The sequence below is a fragment of the Bradyrhizobium sp. NDS-1 genome (assembly GCF_032918005.1).
GTDB lineage: Bacteria > Pseudomonadota > Alphaproteobacteria > Rhizobiales > Xanthobacteraceae > Bradyrhizobium > Bradyrhizobium tunisiense.
Map to the genome: position 1 here is coordinate 681323 of NZ_CP136628.1, position 22244 is coordinate 703566.

A 22244-nucleotide genomic window follows, 5' to 3' on the forward strand; every position below is an offset into this window, starting at 1 on the left:
GAAGCGGGGTGGGGTGATCTCTCAGCACGGGCAGTGCGGCGGTGGAGAGACCGTCACCCCACCCCGTCTCACATTTCGCTGCGCTCAATGCGAGCCGACCCTCCCCCTCCAGGGGAGGGTAAGAGAGAGCGCGCTTCACCGTCACCCCGTCACGATCTCCTCCGCCGCCAGCTCCACCCTAGGCGCCACCGGCATCGGCACCGTCACATACTCCTTCGGCATGTTCACCGGCCGGTAATCCGGCTCCACGGCCATCCGCTTCAACACGCTCTCATGCACATGCGCGCCCTCGGGGATGACGCGCGGCTCGCAATCGGGGATGTAGAAGCCGAGAAACACCTTCCGCTCCGGCCACTCCTTGTACTTCGCGCTCTTCGGCAAAAACTCCAGCAGCCGCCAGCCCGCCGTCATCGAATTGTGCAGCATGCCCGTCTTGCCGGTGTAGGCCGGCTCGACATATTGAAACGGCGAGTTCTTGCGCTGGATGCCCCAGGCAAGCTGCTTGATGGTCGCCGGGTTGAAGTTCAGCCCCGCCTTCTCCGCCTCCGCGATCATCCAGAGCAGCGGATATTTGGAGTCTCCGCTCTCGGCTTCCGGATAGCCGCCGCCGACGTCGCTGTGCACGCCCGCGAACCACACCTGCAGGATGTCCTGCGGCACCTTCTTTTCATCGGGCACATAGCGGTTGCTCCAGAACTCCTGCGGCTGTTCGTACTTCTTCAGGCGGAACATGCAGCGCCGCTCGTCGATCGCGATCGCCTGCCGGAAGATCCTGACGCTCGGGTTGCGCAGCGTGAAGGCGAGCTCCTCCAGGCTCGGCCAGAACAGCCGGTCGGCGCGCGGCACGATCACGCTCGCCACCGTGTCCCACACGCCGATGAAATGGATGGTCGGCCAGCGCGTCGAGGTGATCCGCGCGAACTGCGCTGCGAGGTCGAACGCATCCTTCGGCAGCGGCCCCTGCTCGTCGAAAGCGACGTTCGCCGAGTCCTCGACGTCGTTGCCGCGCCCGGTGCCGGAATACTGCTTGTAGGCGACGAGGCCCGAGCCTGCGAGGTTCGCCTGCTCAGGCCTGATCAGCCCGATCTTGTGGATCAGCCCCGCCAGCACGCGCACCGTATAGGCCCCGCGCGAAAAACCGAACAGGTAGATGCGGTCGCCCGGCGCGTAATGCTGAACCAGGAAGCAATAGGCCGAGAGCACGTTGTCGTCGAGCCCGTAACCGGTGGCGAGCCCCAGCACCAGGTTGATATTGGCTTTGAGCCGGTGCCACGTCGTCGGCTCCGTCACCGTGCCGACCCCGGGATCGTAAAACACCATCTGCCGCGGCTGCGTCTTGTCGGTCTTGCGCAGGCAGCGATACAGCTTCAGGACGTTGGAGATGTTCTCCGAGATCTCGTTGCCGGTGCCGTCACAGCAGATGACGAGGTTTTTGGGGGCGGGGTGGGGGGCGGGGTTGGCGGCGTGGTCCATGGGATGCGCCTCGGGGTGATGCTACCGGGGCGAGTATAGCGGAAAATGGTGAGAATAGGCAGAATGTAGACCAAACGAACGGGACACTCTAATTGCTGATCAAGCAAAACAGATGCTTAGATTAGCCGTGATAGATAACCCCAATGATTGCGCGCGCGCTTGTAACAGTTCGAAATCCCTTTTGGGGCTTGCCAATCGAAAGGACCTGAGATGAGCCAAGACCGCCGATGCTTTCGAATTGCCAAAGATGATTTAGTTCGGCCGGTAACGAGGCCCCAATGCGCTTAAAAATACTTGACCCATCGTCGAGAGCCAATGCTACGAGCGCATCTCTATGTTGCCCAAGTTCATTTAGCTCAATGAGCGCTCCTCCTAGTACCACTTGTTTTTCAAGTGCTAGCGGAACAGCGCTGTCGTCGGAAACTCGAAAGGCTATCTCAACGCGCTTCAGAACGCCACTAGCGTCGACTTGAACTGCCTCATCCTGACCTTGTGAGGGCACCAAGTTATGATCGAAAACTATTCCAACTACTCGATGAATAGATACGTCGGCCTCAGGTAGAAAGATGGTCTTAGGAGATTTAGTGCGAGGATCTGGGACCTCTGCGGTGAGACCGATGACATTCGAACTTGCGCTGCGCACCAAGCGCCGCGCATACGTCGTCGTGCCGTGCCTAGCAATTACGAGCCGTCGGTCGGCGACAGGGGCTGGGATCGCCTCGACAATAGCTATCGAATTAGCGGGGGCAGCAAAGCCAAAATTGGAACGTCTCAGAAGGTATGCGGCTGTATTGTCGAAAATACTCGGGGAGAGATGCTCCGGAGCAGCCTGTGACTCGCCTGGCGGAGAGTGGTGGGTGAATGCCGCTAAGTCAGGGCAAACCAAAACGTTCACGCTGGGACTGGTCACCGGAGCAAGCGCTGGCGGAAACACCTTACCCTGAGCCTGGTTTGGGAGTGCGTCCCTGCGCCGCCAGCGATAGCATTCCTCGTACATGGCTTCGACTATTTCAAGAAGCTCGCTTAGATCGCGAGCACATTGCGCAACTTCAGCGGCTCGGATCTCATGGCGCCGACCGTGATGCGACTTATTCATAAGAGCAGTGACAGGAGATCCATCAACAAGTGCCGGATGGTCGACAAAGCGCCTGAAGATGTGAGCGCTGAACATCCCCTGCGGAGCGGACTTTACCAATGGGCGGAGACGTTGCACAAAAGTTGACAAAGTCGGATCGGGATTTGCGATAGTCCAAGCCGCTGAAGCAGGATCGTCAAACATGTCTCCAAGCTTTGCTTCGAGGAAGACGCGGCAACTATCCGCGAATTCCCGGGCGGGCTCCTCCATGTTAGGGTCCGCTTCAAATCGCCGTCTCCGTTGCTCGATGGCGGGAAGCGATGGCGTGGTTCTGATCACGGGCTGTAGGCGTGTCGCCGGATTAACTTCGAGATGCTCAACGCCTCCCGAAATCGGAAGTCGCGAAACTCGCGCAGAAAAGCGGGGATCGTACGACGAAACGACGAGTTGTGCGCCAGTTTCAACCAATGGAACAAGCGCTGACGCTAGACGCTCTCGATTTTCATCATCCAAGAGTTCTTGCGGGTCATCTAGAATCAATATGACGAGCCCGCCACGATCTTTCAGTACATACTCCCAAAATGCGAGAAAGAACGCGACCAAGCTTGCGCGTAGTGCGGAGGCATTTGTCACATGTTGTGCGGGGGCCGCAACGCCACCGGTCTGAACGACCAGATCCAATTCGCCCTTGCGACCGAGCCCCGTATCGATCAATTCGTGGGCGGTATCAGGAAATGCGCCAAGATAGATTCGCTTTCGCCATGCCGCTGCCTCGTCTCTCAAGGTAGCTCGCAGGTGGTCGACTTGCTGGTCGGCGAGTTGGCCTAGGTCGAGAAGATTTAATAGTGCCGCACTTGCAATGCGGTATTCGCGAAGGCGACTTTCGGCCTTGCGCCGCTCTTTTAGATGCTGCCTGAGGCGATCGCACAGCATTATTGCATCGGAGATTGGTTTTGCGTCCTGTACAGTCGTTTGCAGGTGTAGCAGCTTGCCCGTGAGAGTGGTTATCTCCTTAGCGTCGTTCTCTCTAGCTGACCGTCCTAGCACTTTGCTCACTATGTCTCGTACAAGCGTATCGTTGCTTTGGCGCCATCTCGAAAAGCGAATGGCGCAATCAAGCCGCTTAAGAGTTTCACTGAGTGAGTAACATCCCTCTGGGAGGACTATCTCAGTTGGCTCGGGTAGAGCAGCTCGATTCTTGACGATCTCGTCAAAATCAGAAGCGGTTTGTAGCTTCAACTCCCTCAAGACGCCACGGAATGGCTCAAAATTGAAGAGTTCGTCTACAATGGCGGTTCGAAGCAAATCGCATGGATGCGAAGGAAGAGTTCGCGTGCACTCGGCCCGAAGTGCCTCAGGCAAGTTCCGCAACAACTCTCCTTGTGCATTTTCGGCCCAACGACGGATAGTCTGAGAAAGCAGACCCGCATCGGACGCAGCGTCGTGCAGATGTGTTCGCACCGGCACACCTGTTACCGGATCCTTCGCTTCATTAAGATCATTGCCACAAACGACGCAAACATCATCCTTGCGTTCTGGATCGGGGTGATCGGCGATCCAAGTAGCTACTCGCGCGTAGAGGCGGATGCGCGCGGCTTTGGAAGGGTCTTGTGCCAAGGCATCGAGGACCCTTGCCTCGGTGAGAATGTTTTGGATTCTATCGTCGGCCGCTTCCAGTTGTTGGGATTCGATCTGGCGTAAGACTGCAAGTCGAGACGCAGAGGGAAGGTCCTGAGGTCGGCCGCTTCTCTCAACCGCTCGGCTAGTGTTTGACACAAGATCCGAAATGAGAGTCGCGTTCGCCGGATCAAAGCTTTGACCGAGAATATCTTTGGCAGCCTCAAAAGCCGACGCCTTGGCGCCCTCGAAATGACGTGCGATCTCGTTCAGCGCTTCCTCGATATCCGCAGCCCCGGATGGAGGAGGTGCCGGAGGAGCCGAAGACAAGGTTGGATGGCTAAGCAAGATACTACTCAGGTCATCCCTCGCGAGGCTGTAGCTGCGATCGGCCTGCTCAAGTTCGGCAATCTTTGCTTTGATGAATTCTTTGTCGATTTTGGTCTTCGTGCGCCGTGCGTGCTCCGCTAAATCGACGAGAGCGGAAAGGCCCGTGAGCTGAGAAACGGCGCGCCCCAACTCGGACTCTGATCCGACTTCAATCATCGGAAGTAGTCCCGGCATGACGGAGCCGATTCTTATCGCGATTGGATCAATTCCTAGGATCGATAGATCTGGAGGAGTCTCCTTCAACTTTCCTTGTGGCGATCGGCTCTGGCTGCGACGAATAGCCGGTAAGACGACTCCGGCTTCATCAACGAATGTCAGCTCGACCCAGGTATCGCTAGGTATCCATGGCTCGCTAGGGCGATACTGCTCCACATTTGGTAAGGGTGTAATCGGCGAAAGCTTATGTGCAGTTCGATCCTGGCCGGCCGTAGGCGAGTCTATCCAGCACTCAAAGTCTTCTGCAGTTTCGGGAGCGCGCTGCGGACGGAGCATTTCGCCTGTAAGCGTCCAGATGATAGCGTTGAGCAGCGAAGTTTTGCCTGAGCCGTTTCGTCCCTCGAAAAGTGTGAGTGATGTCGAAAATTCGTGGACATAGTTGTCCGGAGCAACTCCCGGCGTTCCAAACTTGTGCAGTCCCGCAAACCGATGTGCCTCGACTTTTTTCAGCCGCAAACGACGATTGTTTGAGTTGATCGAGCCCGCACTGGAAGGAGGCAGTTGGGGTGGCTCCCGAAAGATACTATCGACTAGATCTTCGGCATGAGCCGCGCTCACATTAGCTGCCCATGTCGCCGGATCTCGCTTCCGGTACCATTCTAGCGCGCTACGCGTCCGTTCGTCAGGTAAGGAAAAACTCGTGCCACCACGGATAGAAATTGACTCGCCGCCAATCAGGCTAACAACAAGCGAAGTGAGCGTGTGAAGGTGCAGAGCGCGCGGTTTGAGTTCAGACACGCTTTCTCCAATATCAATGGTCTTCAATTCAAGTTGGTAGTTCTTCGTGAGCTACCCGATCTTATTCGACTGCTAACTGTGCTGTTCATGCCGACAAAAAAGTCGCGGCAGCTGCGCATACAAAAGCAACCATAGGCGGTATGCAAGGTTGCATGCGCGCTAAATCACACCGTGGAAATACGGTCTACCTTTGAGGGATTAGGTCGCCGCCTCGGCAGCGACTGTTTTCATGGCGATAGAAGGGCAGTCGCCCCTCCCCCCCCAACAAAAACGGCCGGATCTTCCGATCCGGCCGCTACTCAAACTCTACTCGGCTAAGCCTACGCCACGCGACGCAACTTAGCCCCCGCCCTGACGGTAAAACTCAGCTGGCCTTCTTCGCCGGTGCGGCGGTCGGGCCGACCTTCTTCTGGATGGCGCGCTTCAGCTCGAGGGCGCGCGGCGACAGAACGTCGGCCTTGGCCTTGAGCAGATAGGCATCGAGGCCGCCATTGTGGTCGACGCTCTTCACCGCGTTGGTGGAGACGCGCAGGCGCACGTTGCGCTCGAGGGCTTCCGAGATGAACGTCACGTTGACGAGGTTCGGCAGGAAGCGGCGCTTGGTCTTGATATTGGAGTGGCTGACCTTGTGGCCGACGAGGGGGCCCTTGGCCGTCAGTTCGCAGCGGCGAGACATGGCATCAATCCTTATCCTAAACCCCCAACGATTTGCGGCCGCCATTCTGGGCGCCACGGGGGCGAATTCTCTGTCCTTGCAGGGAGCGGGCGGACGTATAGGGGGGAAGGGGCGGGACGTCAAGGCGACGGGCCATTTTTGGCCTGTCGTCCCGGGGCGCGCGCGAGCGCGAACCCGGGATCTCAGGCGGCAAATCAGGTGCCATCACCCGCCTTGTGCGCACTGGGGCGGGCGATCCAGTACGCCGCGGCGGCGCGGCTGACCAGAGGGGCCGCGGCGTACCGGAAGCCCCGGTCAAGCCGGGGCATGACGGCGGAGGACGGGGAGAGGTGTCAGGGTCCGGCGCCCCCTCCCGATCACCAAAACGGCAATGTTTGTCGCGCGTTACCATCACATAAAGGGCGTATTCGCCGCCGAAGAGTCCGGTGGAGTTCCGCGCCTCGACATACCCGGACACATTGTTTGCCGCGATTTTTGGCTTAAGTAACTTCGCATCGCGGCCCCGATTGGATTGTTTCGTGCTCATCACGCCCCCTCTTGCGCACAATTTGCGCTCGGTCCGTCCGCGCTCTGCCGGCAGGCTGACGGCGCTTTGCGGCGTGATCCTTCCCCTGGCGCTGGCGTGGGGCGCGGCGCCGGCCGCGGCGCAGGGCAAGCTCGAGGCGCAATATGAGGCCTCGCTGTCAGGCATTCCCGTCGGCAAGGGCGGCTGGAACATCGACATCCAGGACGACGTGTTTGCGGCGGCCGCCGCCGGCGGCACGTCGGGCCTGCTGAAATCGTTCACGGGCGGGTCCGGCACCGGCGCCTCGCAGGGCCGCGTCGTCAATGGCGCGCTGGTCGCGACCGGCTACCAGGCCTCCACCACGACACAGAAGAAGACCGAAGAAATCCGCATCACGCTCGACAAGGGCAATGTGAAGGATTTCGCGATCCTGCCGGAGCCGCCGGTCGATCCTGACCGCATCGTCGTCACCGATGCGCATCGCCGCGGCGTCTGGGACCCCATGACGGCCTCGCTCTTGCGCGTGCCCGGCACCGGCGATCCCGTTTCGCCGGAGGCCTGCCACAGCTCGGCGCCCGTGTTCGACGGGCGCATGCGCTACGATCTCAAGCTCGATTTCAAGCGCATGGAGACGGTGAAGGCGGAGAAGGGCTATCGTGGCCCGGTCGTGGTCTGCTCGCTCTATTTCGTCCCTGTCGCGGGCTACATCCCCGACCGCCCCGTGATCAAATACCTCGCCGCCCAGCGCAACATCGAGATCGCCTTCGCGCCGATCGCCGGCACCCGCATCCTCGTTCCGTTCTGGCTGAAAGTGCCGACGCCGCTGGGGCCTGCCATGCTGGAAGCGACCAGCTTCGTCACCACAGCCCAGCCGCCAAGGGTGGCGAAGACGCAGTAGGGCGTCTTCCCCCCCGCCGTCATTCCGGGGCGCGCCGCAGGCGCGAACCCGGAATCCATCCTGCCACCGTCTCCGCCGCCCAATGGATTCCGGGCTCGCGCCAAGAGGCGCGCCCCGGAATGACGAGCGAATTTTTGGCTCAAAAAAGTGTCAGTAATTTCAAGCGCATACCTACTGTGCATGGGGTTGTTTTCGCAAAAATGAGTCCGGGCAGGCCCAGGTCCGGGGAATCCATTTGACTCCTCCCCGATTCTGATTCGACTCCGCGCCGTCCCCAACTTAACGCTTTGCGCCATCGAAACGCCGCTTGTACGGCAGCCCGAAACTCCATCTAGTTGCGGCCAACAAGACTCCCGCGACATGTTGCGTGAACGGAACGGGACTCAATCTGGAGTCAGCGATTCGGCCGCGATTCGTTCTAGAGTCGTTCCGAAGCTTAACACCAACGGGAAAAGCGTCGCAAAGTGAGACAGTTGCGCGGGATTTGGGCGATGCTCCTACACCCACCGCCGTCATGCCCCGGCTTGACCGGGGCATCCAGTACGCCGCGGCGTCCCGGCTCAATCATTGCTGACTCTGGAATACTGGATCGCCCGGTCGAGCCGGGCGATGACAGCGGTGCGCATGTTTGGGGCCATGCACCTCACCGCCCCAGACAGCACTGACATTCGCCCAAATCGCCATTACCTAATCCCCCAGATGCCCTTTTCCTCCTCCCCCTTCGCTTCCGAGCGCGCCGCTTCCGATCGTGTGCCTGGCGCCGGCGTCACTGCGGTGCTCGGCCCGACCAACACCGGCAAGACCCATCTCGCCATCGAGCGGATGCTCGCGCATCCCTCGGGCATGATCGGCCTGCCGCTGCGGCTGCTCGCGCGCGAGGTCTACAACAAGATCGCGGCACGGGTCGGAGCCGAGGCGGTCGCGCTCGTCACCGGCGAGGAGAAGATCAAGCCGAAGAGCCCGCGCTATTGGGTCTCGACCGTCGAGGCGATGCCGCGCGACCTCGATCTCTCCTTCCTCGCCGTCGACGAGGTCCAGATCGCATCCGATCTCGAACGCGGCCACGTCTTCACCGACCGCATCCTCAACCGCCGCGGCCGCGACGAGACGCTGCTCTTGGGCGCCGCCACGATGCGCCCGATCATCGAACGTCTGCTGCCCGGCGTCTCCATGATCACGCGGCCGCGCCTGTCGCAGCTGGAATTCGCGGGCGATCGCAAGATCACGCGCCAGCCGCGCCGCACCGCCATCGTCGCGTTCTCGGCCGATGAAGTCTACGCCATCGCCGAGCTGATCCGCCGCCAGCATGGCGGCGCCGCCGTGGTGCTGGGCTCGCTGAGCCCACGCACCCGCAACGCGCAGGTGGCGATGTTCCAGAACGGCGATGTCGATTATCTCGTCGCCACCGACGCCGTCGGCATGGGCCTCAATCTCGACGTCGACCACGTCGCCTTCGCCTCCGACCGCAAGTTCGACGGCTACCAGTTCCGCCGCCTGACGCCGTCCGAATTCGCGCAGATCGCGGGGCGCGCCGGCCGTGCCACGCGCAACGGCACCTTCGGCACCACGGGCCGCTGCGCGCCGTTCGAGCCCGAGCTCGTCAACGCGCTGCAGAACCACACCTTCGATCCCGTGAAGATGCTGCAATGGCGCAACGCCAGGCTGGATTTCGCCTCGCTCGGCGCGCTGCAGGTCTCGCTCAACCTCGCCCCCGGCCACGAGGCGCTGACACGCGCCCCGATCGCAGAAGACATGCGCGTGCTCGACCACGCCGCCCGCGACGTCGAGGTGCGCGATATCGCGCATGGCAAGGCAGCGGTGGAGCGCCTCTGGGAGGCCTGCCAGGTCCCGGACTACCGAAAACTGTCGCCGGCGGCCCATGCCGAGCTGGTGACGACGCTCTACGGCTTCCTGATGCGGAAGGATTGCATCCCTGATGCCTGGTTCGCCGCCCAGATCACCCAGGCGGACCGCATCGACGGCGATATCGACACGTTGTCGGCCCGGATCGCGCAGATCCGCACCTGGACCTTCGTCGCCAACCGCCCGGACTGGCTGAAAGACCCCGAACGCTGGCAGGGAATCGCGCGGGAGGTCGAAAATAAATTATCGGATGCGCTCCATGAACGCTTGACTGAGCGTTTCGTTGATCGCCGTACCAGTGTATTGATGCGCCGCCTGCGGGAGAACACGAGCTTGAATACTGAAATCGGCAAGACCGGCGAAGTCATCGTCGAAGGCCATGTCATCGGCCGTCTCGATGGCTTCACCTTTGCACCGGATGCTGCGGAAGCGGGCTCCGATGCGAAAGCCTTGCAGGCTGCAGCGCAAGCGGTGCTCGCCGGCGAGATCAACACGCGCGCCGAACGGCTCGGCAACGCGCCGGACGATCAGTTCGTGCTGACCTCGGAAGGCATCATCCGCTGGACCGGCGATGCCGTGGCGCGGCTGTCTGCCGCAGAGGACGCGCTGCATCCGCGCATCCGCATCATCTCGGACGAGCGCCTGACCGGCGCTCCCCGCGACAAGGTGCAGGCGCGGCTCGAACTGTGGCTCAAGACCCATATCGAGAAGCTGCTCGGGCCGATGTTCGAGCTGTCGAAGGCCGAGGACGTCACCGGCATCGCCCGCGGCATCGCCTATCAGCTCGTCGAGGCGCTCGGCGTGCTGGAGCGTCCGAAGATCGCGAACGAGCTGAAGGATCTCGATCAGCCCTCGCGCGCGGTCTTGCGCAAATATGGCGTCCGTTTCGGCGCCTATCACATCTATTTTCCCGGCCTGCTCAAGCCCGCCGCGCGCGCGCTGGCCGCGCTGCTATGGGCGCTCAAGCAGGACAATGTCGATCTGTCCTCGCTGTCGGGCGCACAGCATCTGGCATCCTCGGGTCGCACCTCGTTCCCGGTCGACAAGGCGCTGCCGCGCGATGCCTATCGCGTGCTCGGCTACAAGCAGGCCGGCGAGCGCGCCGTCCGCGTCGACATCCTGGAGCGCCTTGCCGATCTGATCCGCCCGGCGCTGGCCTGGCGGGAGAATTCGTCCGGCGAAAAGCCGGCCGGCGCCTTCGATGGCCGCAGCTTCGTGGTGACGCAGGCGATGACCTCGCTCACCGGCTCTGCAGGCGAGGATTTTGCGTCGGTGCTGCGTGCGCTCGGCTATCGCATGGAGAAGCGTCCGCCGCTGCCGCAGAAGCCTGTCGTCGCCGAGCAGGTCGTGACTGAAACGGTCGCGGCGGAGACGCCGCCCACCGAGGGCAGTGCGGAGACATCGAGCGAGACCGCTGCGGAGGCCGTCGCCGGCCTGCCCGAGGAGGCATCCACCGAAGCCGCCGCGGAAGCCGTCACGGTCGAAGACGCTCCCGGCATGGACCGGCAGGACGAGGCCGCGCCCGCAGAGCCCGCGCTGGAAGCCTCTTCCGGGGCTCCCGTCACGCCCGAAGATGCTCCCGGCATCGCGCCGCCGGCCGAAGAGCCGGCAACCGCCCCGGAGGCCGCCGAGCTCGAAGCTGCTGCCGCCGAGACCGTGGCCATTGAAGCTGCCGCATCGCCCGACGCTGCCGCGCCTGAAGCCGCGGCGACGCCCGCAGAGCCCGAACTGGTCGAGGTCTGGCGTCCCGGCGGCCGTCACGAGGACCGCAAGCCGCGCCACGAGCGCCATCGCCATCAGCGTCACCACCATCAGCGCCCGCAGGCGGGCGCTGAGGCTGGAGCTGCACCCGGTGCGGCGAGCGCCGCGCCCGGCGAAGCGGCCGAAGGCGCGAAGCCGGGTCACCGTCACGGTGGTGGTCATCGCAGGGATGGCGGCAGGGACTTCCGCAAGCCGCGCGAAGGTGGTGGCGAAGGCGCGCCGCGTCCCGAGGGGCGCGACGACAAGAACCGCCGCTTCGAGGGCAAGGATCGCGACAACAAGGGCCGTGATCGCGACAACAAAGGCAAGTTCGGCGGAGATCGCGACAAGGGCCGTGACGGCCGAGGCCGCGACCGTGACAAGGGCCGCGACCGCCAGGGCGGTCCGTCGCTGCGCCCCTACGCTTCGAGCGCGAACCCGCGCGAGCGCGATCGTCCGGCCGATCCGAACTCGCCCTTCGCAAAACTCGCCGCGCTGAAAGAGCAATTGTCCGGTCGGAAGGAGTGATCCCACGACCGAGCGCCAGCGCCTCGACAAATGGCTGTGGCACGCGCGGGTGGTGAAGGCGCGCACCTCGGCCGCTGAGCTCGTCGAAAAAGGTCACGTTCGCATCAACGGCGCGCGCGAGACCTCCCCAGGACATGCGGTCAAGATCGGCGACGTGCTCACCATCGCGCTCGATCGCACCGTGCGCGTCTTGAAAGTGACGGGCTTCAACGAACGCCGCGGCGATGCTGCCTCGGCGCGGGTGCTCTACGAGGAGCTCGGCGCGCGCAATTAATTGCGCATTCAATTCATTTCTTGGCCGATCAAGCGCACACAAGTGTCATGATCGCGCTTTCACGACCTTGCGGCGCCGGGCCATCCGCGCTACGCAAGCCGCGACTTTTAAAAGAGCTTTTCGGAGCGTTGGATGACTTACGTCGTCACTGAAAACTGCATCAAGTGCAAGTACACCGACTGCGTCGAGGTCTGCCCGGTCGACTGCTTCTACGAAGGCGACAACATGCTCGTCATCCATCCTGACGAGTGCATCGATTGCGGCGTGTGCGAGCCGGAATGCCCCGCCGACGCCATCAAGCCGGACACGGAACCGGGCTTGGAAAAGTGGCTGTCAGTCAATGCCGACTACGCCAAGAGCTGGCCGAACATCACCCAGAAGAAAGAATCACCCGCCGACGCCAAGGAATTCGACGGCATGGAAGGCAAGTTCGAGAAATATTTTTCTCCGAACGCCGGCTCCGGCGACTAATTCGGGCCCAAACTTAACCCTAATAGCGGCGGCGCCGCGAAAACCAGCCCTGAAGACCCCTAAATCATTGATTTTTGCGGGAAATGTGCTATATTGGGCACATTAAGCCGAACCCCGTCAGCCCCGTTGGCCCCTCTGGGTTCCCGTGAAACCAAATGTCGAACAGGGGCGTGGCAGTTTCCGCGCGCAGGCTGTGTCACAGAAAACGCGTAAAAAGAGTACTTCAGCGAGGGCTTCCCATAAGGAGGCCAAGAAAGTCGCCGCGGCCAGCCGTAGCGCATCCAAGGGTCGGACCGCGACGAAGGCGCCGGCTGCAAAGTCCTCGAAGAACAAAAGAAGCGCAATGCCTAACAAGACTGCCAAACCGGCCGCGAAAGCGACCGCCGCTAAGCCTGCTGCCAAGCCTGTGACTGCCAAGGCTCCGGCGGCCAAGGCTCCCGCTGCCAAGCCCGCCGCGCCGAAGGCTTCCGTTGCTGCTGCTCCTGTCAAGGCTCCCGTCGCTGCCGCCAAGCCGGCCGCGAAGCCCGCTGCTGCGCCGAAGGTCGAGGAAAAGAAGGTCGTGACCCAGCGTCAGGGCTTCAAAGCCAACGAATTCGTGGTCTATCCCGCTCATGGCGTCGGCCAGATCCTGGCCATCGAGGAGCAGGAGATCGCCGGTGCGAAGCTCGAGCTGTTCGTCATCAACTTCATCAAGGACAAGATGACGCTGCGCGTGCCGACCGCCAAGGTCGCCAATGTCGGCATGCGCAAGCTGTCCGATCCGGTGCTGGTGAAGAAGGCGCTGGAGACCCTCAAGGGCCGCGCCCGCGTCAAGCGCACCATGTGGTCGCGCCGCGCCCAGGAATACGAAGCGAAGATCAATTCGGGCGATATCGTCGCGATCGCGGAAGTCGTGCGCGACCTCTATCGCTCGGAGTCGCAGCCGGAGCAGTCCTACAGCGAACGGCAGCTCTATGAAGCGGCGCTCGACCGCCTCTCCCGCGAGATCGCGGTGGTGCAGCACTCGACCGAGACCGAAGCGGTCAAGGAAATCGAGTCCCAGCTCGCCAAGAGCCCGCGCCGCAACGCCAAGGCGGAAGCCGCCGAGGGCGAAGCCGACACGGATGCCGAGGGCGATGCCGACGACACCGATGGCGACGACACCACCGTCGCCGACGAGGCCGCGTAAGCGGCTTCGTTCTGCGCAAGCCATCAAGAGCCCGGCCGTTCGGCCGGGCTTTTTGTTGGGCTCGTGACAGCGGCGTCGAGCGCGATCGGCATGCTACGAGCCGCGGACCTGAGTCCATATTCCGATCGGACGCTGGATCCCGCGGACGGCCTGTGGCTCTCGCGCCATCAGCGGCTGGAATGCTTCGGCTGCGCTGCCAAGCTCGTCCTTTGCGCGGCTGATGAGATCGTCGCTTGCCACCAGCGCGCAGTCGAGCGTGCGGGTCAACGCCTCGAGACGGCTTGCAGCGTTGACGGTGGCACCGATCACGGCAAATTCCAGACAGGTCTGCCCGATATCGCCGAGCACCACCGGCCCATAATGCAAGCCGAAACTCACACGCAGCGGTGGCTCCCCCACTGCCGTTCGTTGTCCGTTCCAACCGTCCGCCGCGGCGATCATGGCCTGGGCACACCGCAGCGCGTTGCTGGCATCGTGCGCGCCGGTAAAGGGGGTGCCGAACGTCGCCATCAACCCGTCACCGAGATATTTGTCGAGCGTGCCGCTGTGACGGAAAACCTCCTGCTCCATCAGTCCGTGGAATTCGCGCAACGTCCGCACCACCTCCTGCGGCGCGCGCGCATCGGCAAAGGCTGTGAAGCCGACGATGTCGACGAATAGCACCGCAGCGTGTTGCGTGCGCACCTGCTTCAGCGGCTCGTCCTGCTTCGACAATTCCGCGACGACATTGGGCGAGAAGTAGCGTGCCAGATTGCCGCGTTCGCGCTCGACCGCGGCATGTCGGACCAGCAGGTCATTACTGCGGCGGACCGCCAGCGCCAACGTGACGGCCACGATCATGAATACGACGATTTCCTGGATGCGAAGGTGGAATCCGATCGCATTGGGCGAGATCATTGCCAACAAGCGGTGATCGTCGCCGACTGCGGCCGCGATGCGGGCCGTCAGCGCAGGATCCCGATCGGGCTGCCACCACACCCAGGCCATGCCGACCAGCCAGAGCGCGGCGGTCCACGTTCCGACCGCAATCACGGTCCGCCAGGAATAGGCCAGTGTGGCACCTGCGAGCAGTACGAAGAAATAGATGAAGTTGCCGAAATGGTACTGCATCGCGACCGGCCAGTGCGTAGTCCCGAATGGATTTGGGACCACGATGAGGAGGGTGAGCAACGCCAAATCGCAGAACAGGAGCGCCAATTCGGACCGTGAGACGCCCACCCGCCCAACCCTGACCTGGGCCCAGCCGATCAGTGCGAACAGGCCGAGCAGCGCCACGTAGTAGAGCTGCTCCCACGCGGGATTGATCGCCAGCAGCAGGCAACCGATGACGGCGAGGGCGAAATAGCGCGCCCGCACTGCGAGTTGCAGACCCTCATGCTTGGCGGAGGTCAGCGCGGCCTCTGCGAACTCAACTGTTTCGCTGCCGCGCTGGCCGCGCGCGGGCGAAAGCGCGGCAGGTAGGTCGAACCGCTCGACGAGCATTGTCACGGGAGACTCCTCGCTGGGACCTTTGCAGCAAAGCGACGGCCATCAGCCGCAGCAATCGGCAGTCTAGAGGTGCTTGGCCGCGAGGTCATCAGCCAGGCTGGGCATTTGGACGCTGAAAGACGTGCCTACCTGACCGGTCGCTTCTCGAGCTTCCTTGCCAGCGTGCGCCGGTGCATCCCCAATCGTCTTGCCGCTTCCGAGATGTTGAAATCAGTCTCGATCAGGGTCTGGTGGATGCGCTCCCATTCCAGCGTCTTGATCGAGGTTGGCCGCGCATCCAGCGCGACTTCGGTGTTGCCTTCGGCCTTGTTGAAGGCGGCCTCGATATCGTCGGTATTCGACGGCTTTGCCAGATAATGGCAGGCCCCCAGCTTGATCGCCTCCACGGCGGTAGAGATGCTGGCAAAGCCGGTGAGCACCACGATCAGCATGTCCGGGTCGTGGGTGTGCAGGAGCTCTACGCAGGCGAGGCCCGAGGCGCCGCCGAGCTTGAGATCGACCACGGCATGGCCGAAGGAGCGCTCCTCCAGAACGTTGCGGACCTCTTCGATCGAGGCGGCCAGCACGACCTCGTAGCCGCGGCGCTCGAACGAGCGCTTCAGCGTGCGCGCGAAGCCTGCGTCGTCCTCGACGACGATGAGCGAACGGTCAGGCGTCAAAATTTCCTCCGATCGCCAGCGTTGCGAGCGGCAGCGTCAGGCGCACGGTGGCGCCCCGCTTCCTGTGATTCTCGGCGGTCACGGTGCCCCCCAACTTGCGCACCACGTTCACCACCAGGAACAGCCCGAGCCCGCCGCCGGCGCGGCCCTTGCTCGACTGATAGGGCTTTCCGAGCTGCGCCAGCATCTCCGGCGCAAAGCCCGGGCCGCGATCGCTGATCGACAGCACGAGGTTGTCGCCCTCGCGCTCGGCCACGAGTTCGACCCAGTCGCGCGAGACCTCATAGGCGTTGTCGAGCACGTTGAAGATGACCTGCTTCAACGCGATGTCGGAGACGATGGCGACGTCCGCGCCGAACGTATTGACGAAGTAGAGCGTCCGTGCCGAGCGCGCGTCACGCCACTCGTCGACCAGCGCGGTCACGAACGCCGTCACCGTCGTCGGCGAGGAGCCTTCGCCGCGCGCTTCGCCCGCCGACACCAGGATGCCCGTCACGATCGACTTGCAGCGTTGCAGCGAGGTTTCCATCTCCGCAAGGTCCTCGGCGAGCTCCTGATCCGCGGCGAGATCCGGCATGCGACGCCAGTCGCTGAGGATCACCGACAGCGAGGCCAGCGGCGTCCCGAGCTCGTGCGCCGCGCCGGAGGCGAGCAGGCCCATGCGCACGATGTGATCCTGCTCGGCGGCATGCTGGCGGAATGCCGCCAGATGCGCATCGCGCTCGCGCAGGTTTCGATTGATGCGGGTGACGAACACGACCAGCAGCACGGCGTTGAGCACGAAGCCCAGCAGCATGCCGGCGACCGAGAGCGTGTAGGTCTCGCTCAGCGGGTTTGGCGGCAGGTCCAGCGGGCGGTATGCCAGCGTCAGCCACACGAAGCTCGCGCAGGTCAGCGCGACCAGCGACCAGGTCGAGCGGGCATCGAGCAGCACCGCGCCGAGCGTCACCTGGAGCAGGAACAGCGAGGTGAAGGGATTGGTGGCTCCGCCGGAGAGATAGAGCTGCGCGGTCAGGGCGGCCACGTCCAGCATCAGGGCGACCAGCAACTCGTTGTTGGTGATCGCGGCGCGATGGCGCACCCAGATCAGGCTGGAGACGTTGAGCAGCACCAGCGCGCCGATCACCGCGCCCATCCGCTCCAACGGCAGCGGAATGCCGAGCCCAAAATGCACGCCGCCGATGGTCACGATCTGGCCGACGACCGCGGTCCAGCGCAGCTGGATCAGCAGCGCCATGTTCTTGCGATTGGTCTCGTCGTCGGTCGGCGCGGCACCGATCAGCTCGCTGCGCGCGTCCGCCGGCGATTGCAGCGTGACGGCCAGCCCGCCATGCGCAAGTGTTTGGGAAAGCGTCTTCCCGTCGTCAGGCCTGTTCGACGATCGTTCCAGCATCTGATCCCGTCCTGCGCGCGGCGGCATCCAGGCCGCCGGCCGGTTCGTGGACGAAGCGCCGGCGGCGGAACGGCCCGCCGCCGAATGTAACGAGAAGTTTGCCGGCCAGCATGAAGGCCAGGGCAAACCACGTCAGCGCGTAGATCAGGTGGTTATTGGGAAAGCGGACCACGGTCAATCCGCCGACCGGCCCGCCTGCGATTTGTGATCCGGCGTCGGCATCGACGAAGAAGGGGGCGACATCGTGGAGGCCGCGTGCCGCCGCGATCGCCGCGACATCCCGCGAGTACCAACGGTTGTGCTGGGGGACGTTGTTTCGGAGGAACCCGCCTTTGGGCTCCGTGATGCGGAGCAGACCGATGATCTCGACCCGGCCGTCCGGATTGCCGCCTCGGCGGGTCGATGCGTCGCGCCGCTCGGACGGTACGAAGCCGCGGTTGACCAGGACTTGCGTGCCGTCGTCGCGCAGAAGCGGCGTCAGCACCCAATAGCCCGGGCCTTCCTCGGTGACGGCCTGAACCAGCGTCTCGCGATCATGCAGGAAGCGGCCGGTGACGCTGACATGCCGGTATTCGTCGTTCGCGGCGGAGACCGCGGACCATGAAGCAGGCGAGGGGATCGGCACCGCCGGGGCATGAACGCGTTGCTCGACACGGTCGATCAGCGTCAGCTTCCAGGCGCGGCGCTCGATCTGCCAGACGCCGAGGGCGATCAGGGTCACGAAGGCCGTGAGCGAGAGGACCGTGAGCCACAGGGAGGGGCACGCAGCATGGCCACGCGTCCCGTCTGCCTTGCTCGTCACGGTCCGGACCTCGTTCACTTCATACCGCTCATCTGATGCATCGGCATCATGTTGCTGTTGAGGTGGCTCATCACCCACAGCGAACCCGACAGCGCGATCACCACCATGACGATGGTGAAGATCAGCGCCATCATGCTCCAGCCGTTCTCGGACGTCGTGTTCATGTGCAGGAAGTAGACCATGTGCACGACGATCTGCACGACCGCGAAGGCCATGATGACGAGGGCGGTGATCTGCTTGCTCGGCAGCGCGCCGCTCATCACCAGCCAGAATGGGATCGCGGTGAGAACGACCGAGAGTACGAAGCCGAGCATGTAGGTCGAGAACGTGCCGTGGGCGTGGCTGTCGCCGTGATGATGGTCGTCCGCATGGGCGGTGTGAGTGTCGGTGTTCATCGCAGAACTCCCAGGAGATAGACGAAGGTGAAGACGCCGATCCAGACCACGTCGAGGAAGTGCCAGAACATCGACAGGCACATCAGACGGCGGCGGTTGGCCTCGATCAGGCCGAACTTCTGAACCTGCACCATCAACGTCACCAGCCAGATCAGGCCGCAGGAAACGTGCAGGCCGTGGGTCCCGACCAGGGTGAAGAAGGCGGACAGGAAGGCGCTGCGTTGGGGCGTCGCACCCTCATGGATCATGTGGGCGAACTCGAAGAGCTCGATGCCGATGAAGGCGAGGCCGAACAGGCCGGTGATTGCCAGCCAGATTTGCGTCTGCGCGACCTTGTTCTGCTGCATCGTCAGCATGGCGAAGCCGTAGGTGATCGACGACAGCAGCAGCATCGAGGTGTTCACCGCGACCAGATTCAGGTCGAACAGGTCCTTCGGCGCTGGGCCGGCGGCGTAATTGCCGCCGAGCACGCCGAAAGTGGCGAACAGGATCGCGAAGATGAGACAGTCGCTCATCAGGTAGATCCAGAAGCCGAGCGAGGTGCTCCAGCCTTCCGGATGCGGGTGTTCGTCGGCGAGATAGAAGACCGGCTCGCCGGTTTGGGAAGAATTGACGGCAACAGTCATTTACTTGGCTCCGGCGAGCAGTTTGGTGCGCGCGTCCTCGGTCCGGATGACGTCTTCAGCCGGAATGTCGAAGTCGCGGTGATAGTTGAAGGTGTGGCCGATGCCGACGGCGAGCATCGCGATGAAGCTCACGGCAGCCAGCCACCAGATGTACCAGATCAGGCCGAAACCCATCGCGGTGGCGAGACCGGCGAGGATGATGCCGGTGCCGGTGCTGCTGGGCATGTGGATCGGCCTGAAACCGGTGAGCGGACGCTGGTAGCCGCGCTTCTTCATGTCCCACCACGCGTCGTTGTCGTGAACGACGGGAGTGAAGGCGAAGTTGTAGTCGGGCGGCGGCGAAGAGGTCGCCCATTCCAGCGTGCGCGCGTCCCAGGGATCGCCGGTGACGTCCTTGAGCTGCTCGCGCCTGAGGAAGCTGACCGCGAACTGCATCAGCATGCACATGATGCCGAGGAGCACGAGGCCGGCCCCGATCGCGGCGATGACGAACCAGATCTGCAAGCTGGGATCGTCGAACACGCGCAGCCGGCGGGTCACGCCCATCAGGCCGAGCACGTAGAGCGGCATGAAGGCGAGGTAGAAGCCGGTGACCCAGAACCAGAACGACAGCTTGCCCCAGAACGGATCGAGCTTGAAGCCGAATGCCTTCGGGAACCAGTAGGTGATGCCGGCAAAGGCGCCGAACACCACGCCGCCGATGATCACGTTGTGGAAATGCGCGATCAGGAACAGGCTGTTGTGCAGCACGAAGTCGGCCGGCGGCACCGCGAGCAGCACCCCGGTCATGCCGCCGATCACGAAGGTCAGCATGAAGGCGATCGTCCACATCATCGGCAGCTCGTAGCGGATACGGCCGCGATACATCGTGAACAGCCAGTTGAACATCTTCGCGCCCGTCGGGATCGAGATGATCATCGTGGTGATGCCGAAGAACGAGTTGACGCTGGCGCCCGAGCCCATCGTGAAGAAGTGATGCAGCCAGACCAGATACGACAGGATGGTGATGACGACCGTGGCGTAGACCATCGAGGTGTAGCCGAACAGCCGCTTGCCGGAGAAGGTCGAGGTCACCTCGGAGAAGATGCCGAAGGCCGGGAGAACCAGGATGTAGACTTCAGGATGGCCCCAGATCCAGATCAGGTTCACGTACATCATCGGGCTGCCGCCGAAGTCGTTCGTGAAGAAGTTGGTGCCGACGTAACGGTCGAGCGACAGCAGCGCGAGCACGACGGTCAGGACGGGGAAGGAAGCGACGATCAGGACGTTGGTGCAGAGCGAGGTCCAGGTGAACACCGGCATCTTCATCATGGTCATGCCGGGGCAGCGAAGCTTGACGATGGTGCAGATCAGGTTGATGCCTGACAACGTCGTGCCGACACCGGCGACCTGCAGCGCCCAGATGTAATAATCGACGCCGACATCGGGGCTGTAGCCGATGTTGGACAGCGGCGGATAGGCCAGCCAGCCGGTGCGGGCGAACTCGCCGATGAAAAGCGAAGCCATCACCAGCACCGCGCCGCCGACCGTCATCCAGAAGCTGAAATTGTTCAGGAACGGGAACGACACGTCGCGCGCGCCGATCTGCAGCGGCACCACGTAGTTCATCAGGCCTGTGACCAGCGGCATCGCCACGAAGAAGATCATGATCACGCCGTGGGCGGTGAAGACTTGGTCGTAGTGATGGGCGTTGAGATAGCCTTCGGAACCGCCAAAGGCCAGCATTTGCTGGCCGCGCATCATCAGCGCGTCGGCAAAGCCGCGCAGCAGCATCACGATGCCGAGGATCATGTACATGATGCCGATGCGCTTGTGGTCCACCGTGGTGAACCATTCGCGCCAGAGATAGCCCCAGAGGCGGAAATAGGTGAGAGCGCCGAGCAGCGCGGCGCCGCCGAGCGCGACCACCACGAAGGTGCCGACGACGATCGGCTCGTGCAGCGGCAGCGATTCGAAGCCGAGCCGGCCAAAGATGAGCTTGAGAAGATCAGGAGACATGCGAACTCTCTTTAGGAGTCTGACTTCACGAGTCTGACTTGGGACGTTGTCCGAGGAAGAAGGACGAGGACTTCAGCGGCGTGAACGACGGCCGCTTCAGGCCGGCGCCGAGCAGGGGCGCGGTGTCGGTGGGCGCCGTGATGGCGGCGGTGGTCTTGCCCTGCGGCGCATCCGGCGTGCAGGTGCCGGCAACGAAGCTCGGCTCCGGCCCGAGTGCCGTGCCGCGGCGGGCGTATTTGTCGTAGGCCAGCGGCAGGGTGTTGTTCAGGCCCTGGTGGCCGGCGCCGCCCTTGGCGTCGATCGCCATCATCTCGCTCTGGCACATCTTGCCGGTCTCGACGCACATGTTGAGGATCAGGCGGTAGAGATCGGCGTCGACGGTGCCCCAGCGGCGCACCGGCTCGTTCTGGCTCGGCTTTTCGAGCTGGAGATATTCGGCGCGGCCGAGCGAGCCGCCGGCGGATTTGGCGTTGGCGATCCAGGCGTCAAAGCCCTTGTCGTCGAGGCCCTGGAAATTGAAGTGCATGCCGGAGAAGCCGGCGCCGCTGTAGTTCGCCGAAAAACCCTTGTAGGTGCCGGCGTGGTTGACGACGGCGTGGAGCTTGGTCTCCATGCCCGGCATCGCGTAGATCTGGCCGGCGAGCGCGGGGATATAGAACGAGTTCATCACCGAGGAGGCCGTGATGCGGAAGGTGATCGGACGATCGACTGGAGCTGCGAGCTCGTTGACGGTGGCGATGCCGTAGTCGGGATAGATGAAGAGCCATTTCCAGTCGAGCGCGACGACGTCGACCTCGAGCGGAGCCTTGGACTTGTCGACGGCGCGCTCCGCATGGATGCGGCCGAGCGTGCGGTAGGGATCGAGCAGATGCGTGCCCATCCAGGTCAGCGCGCCCAGGCAAACGATGATCAGAAGAGGCGCCGACCAGATCACCAGCTCGAGCTTGGTCGAGTGATCCCAATCCGGCTCGTAGCGGGCCTCGGTGTTGGACTGGCGGTAGCGCCAGGCGAACAGCACCGTCAGGGCCATCACGGGGACGACGATCAGGAGCATCAGGACGGTGGAGATGATGACGAGGTCGCGCTGCTGGGCAGCGATATCGCCGGCTGGCGCCAGCACGACGTAGTCGCAGCCGCTAAGCGCGGCAGCCAGAGGTAGTAGCGCCAGGATCTTGAGACGAGACACGGGCCGAGCCTTTGAGAATGAGTTTCTTTTGCGGGGCCAACGGGTAGCTGCGGCGCAACAATCCG

The 22244-nt window shown here is 63.0% G+C and carries 15 protein-coding genes and 1 pseudogene; 5 read left to right on the forward strand and 11 right to left on the reverse strand.

Features of this window, described 5'->3' with window-relative positions; genetic code table 11:
- Positions 1–141 precede the first annotated feature (141 nt).
- The 3 genes from RX330_RS03180 to rpmB all read right to left on the reverse strand — a co-directional run bounded on the left by RX330_RS03180 (position 142) and on the right by rpmB (position 6185).
- Positions 142–1473 carry a DUF2235 domain-containing protein gene (locus RX330_RS03180; RefSeq protein ID WP_317242048.1) on the reverse strand — a complete coding sequence of 444 codons (1332 nt, stop codon included), beginning with the start codon at positions 1471–1473 and terminating at the stop codon, positions 142–144.
- A gap of 121 nt (positions 1474–1594) precedes the next feature.
- Positions 1595–5536 (reverse strand): ATP-binding protein, encoded by a 3942-nt coding sequence (locus tag RX330_RS03185; RefSeq protein ID WP_317242049.1) that lies wholly within the window; start codon positions 5534–5536, stop codon positions 1595–1597.
- A gap of 337 nt (positions 5537–5873) precedes the next feature.
- On the reverse strand, positions 5874–6185 hold the full coding sequence (gene rpmB, locus RX330_RS03190; RefSeq protein ID WP_212079575.1) for a 50S ribosomal protein L28: 312 nt from the start codon (positions 6183–6185) through the stop codon (positions 5874–5876).
- 599 nt (positions 6186–6784) lie between these two features.
- Here rpmB and RX330_RS03195 point away from each other — a divergent pair.
- The 5 genes and pseudogenes from RX330_RS03195 to RX330_RS03215 all read left to right on the forward strand — a co-directional run bounded on the left by RX330_RS03195 (position 6785) and on the right by RX330_RS03215 (position 13632).
- The gene (locus tag RX330_RS03195) at positions 6785–7588 is read left to right on the forward strand and encodes a DUF3108 domain-containing protein (protein WP_317244049.1); all 804 of its coding nucleotides are present in this window, start codon (positions 6785–6787) and stop codon (positions 7586–7588) included.
- A gap of 699 nt (positions 7589–8287) precedes the next feature.
- Complete coding sequence (locus tag RX330_RS03200; RefSeq protein ID WP_317242050.1) at positions 8288–11719, forward strand: helicase-related protein; 3432 nt, start codon at positions 8288–8290, stop codon at positions 11717–11719.
- 10 nt (positions 11720–11729) lie between these two features.
- Positions 11730–11993, forward strand: a pseudogene (locus RX330_RS03205) (RNA-binding S4 domain-containing protein); the annotation flags it as partial.
- 132 nt (positions 11994–12125) lie between these two features.
- A complete protein-coding gene (fdxA, locus tag RX330_RS03210) occupies positions 12126–12464 on the forward strand; it encodes a ferredoxin FdxA (protein ID WP_317242051.1) in 339 nt (112 codons plus the stop codon).
- A 343-nt stretch (positions 12465–12807) separates the two neighbouring features.
- Positions 12808–13632, forward strand: coding sequence for a CarD family transcriptional regulator (locus RX330_RS03215; RefSeq protein WP_212079578.1), 825 nt, complete (start codon positions 12808–12810; stop codon positions 13630–13632).
- 93 nt (positions 13633–13725) lie between these two features.
- Here RX330_RS03215 and RX330_RS03220 read toward each other — a convergent pair whose 3' ends face one another.
- The 8 genes from RX330_RS03220 to cyoA all read right to left on the reverse strand — a co-directional run bounded on the left by RX330_RS03220 (position 13726) and on the right by cyoA (position 22179).
- The gene (locus tag RX330_RS03220; protein WP_317244050.1) at positions 13726–15114 is read right to left on the reverse strand and encodes an adenylate/guanylate cyclase domain-containing protein; all 1389 of its coding nucleotides are present in this window, start codon (positions 15112–15114) and stop codon (positions 13726–13728) included.
- A gap of 131 nt (positions 15115–15245) precedes the next feature.
- Positions 15246–15779: a response regulator transcription factor gene (locus tag RX330_RS03225; protein WP_212079580.1), complete on the reverse strand. Its 534-nt coding sequence runs from the start codon at positions 15777–15779 to the stop codon at positions 15246–15248.
- Positions 15769–17172, reverse strand: a complete 1404-nt coding sequence (locus RX330_RS03230) for an ATP-binding protein (RefSeq protein WP_317242052.1) — start codon at positions 17170–17172, stop codon at positions 15769–15771. Before RX330_RS03230 ends, RX330_RS03225 begins: the two co-directional genes overlap by 11 nt.
- Positions 17144–17992, reverse strand: coding sequence for an SURF1 family protein (locus RX330_RS03235; RefSeq protein ID WP_317242053.1), 849 nt, complete (start codon positions 17990–17992; stop codon positions 17144–17146). Before RX330_RS03235 ends, RX330_RS03230 begins: the two co-directional genes overlap by 29 nt.
- Complete coding sequence (gene cyoD / locus RX330_RS03240) at positions 17989–18369, reverse strand: cytochrome o ubiquinol oxidase subunit IV (RefSeq protein WP_212079583.1); 381 nt, start codon at positions 18367–18369, stop codon at positions 17989–17991. Before cyoD ends, RX330_RS03235 begins: the two co-directional genes overlap by 4 nt.
- Positions 18366–18995 carry a cytochrome o ubiquinol oxidase subunit III gene (cyoC, locus tag RX330_RS03245; RefSeq protein WP_317242054.1) on the reverse strand — a complete coding sequence of 210 codons (630 nt, stop codon included), beginning with the start codon at positions 18993–18995 and terminating at the stop codon, positions 18366–18368. The genes cyoD and cyoC overlap by 4 nt, the downstream gene beginning before the upstream one ends.
- Positions 18996–20993 carry a cytochrome o ubiquinol oxidase subunit I gene (gene cyoB / locus RX330_RS03250; protein WP_317242055.1) on the reverse strand — a complete coding sequence of 666 codons (1998 nt, stop codon included), beginning with the start codon at positions 20991–20993 and terminating at the stop codon, positions 18996–18998.
- 25 nt (positions 20994–21018) lie between these two features.
- Complete coding sequence (cyoA, locus tag RX330_RS03255) at positions 21019–22179, reverse strand: ubiquinol oxidase subunit II (RefSeq protein ID WP_212079586.1); 1161 nt, start codon at positions 22177–22179, stop codon at positions 21019–21021.
- Positions 22180–22244: the final 65 nt, after the last annotated feature.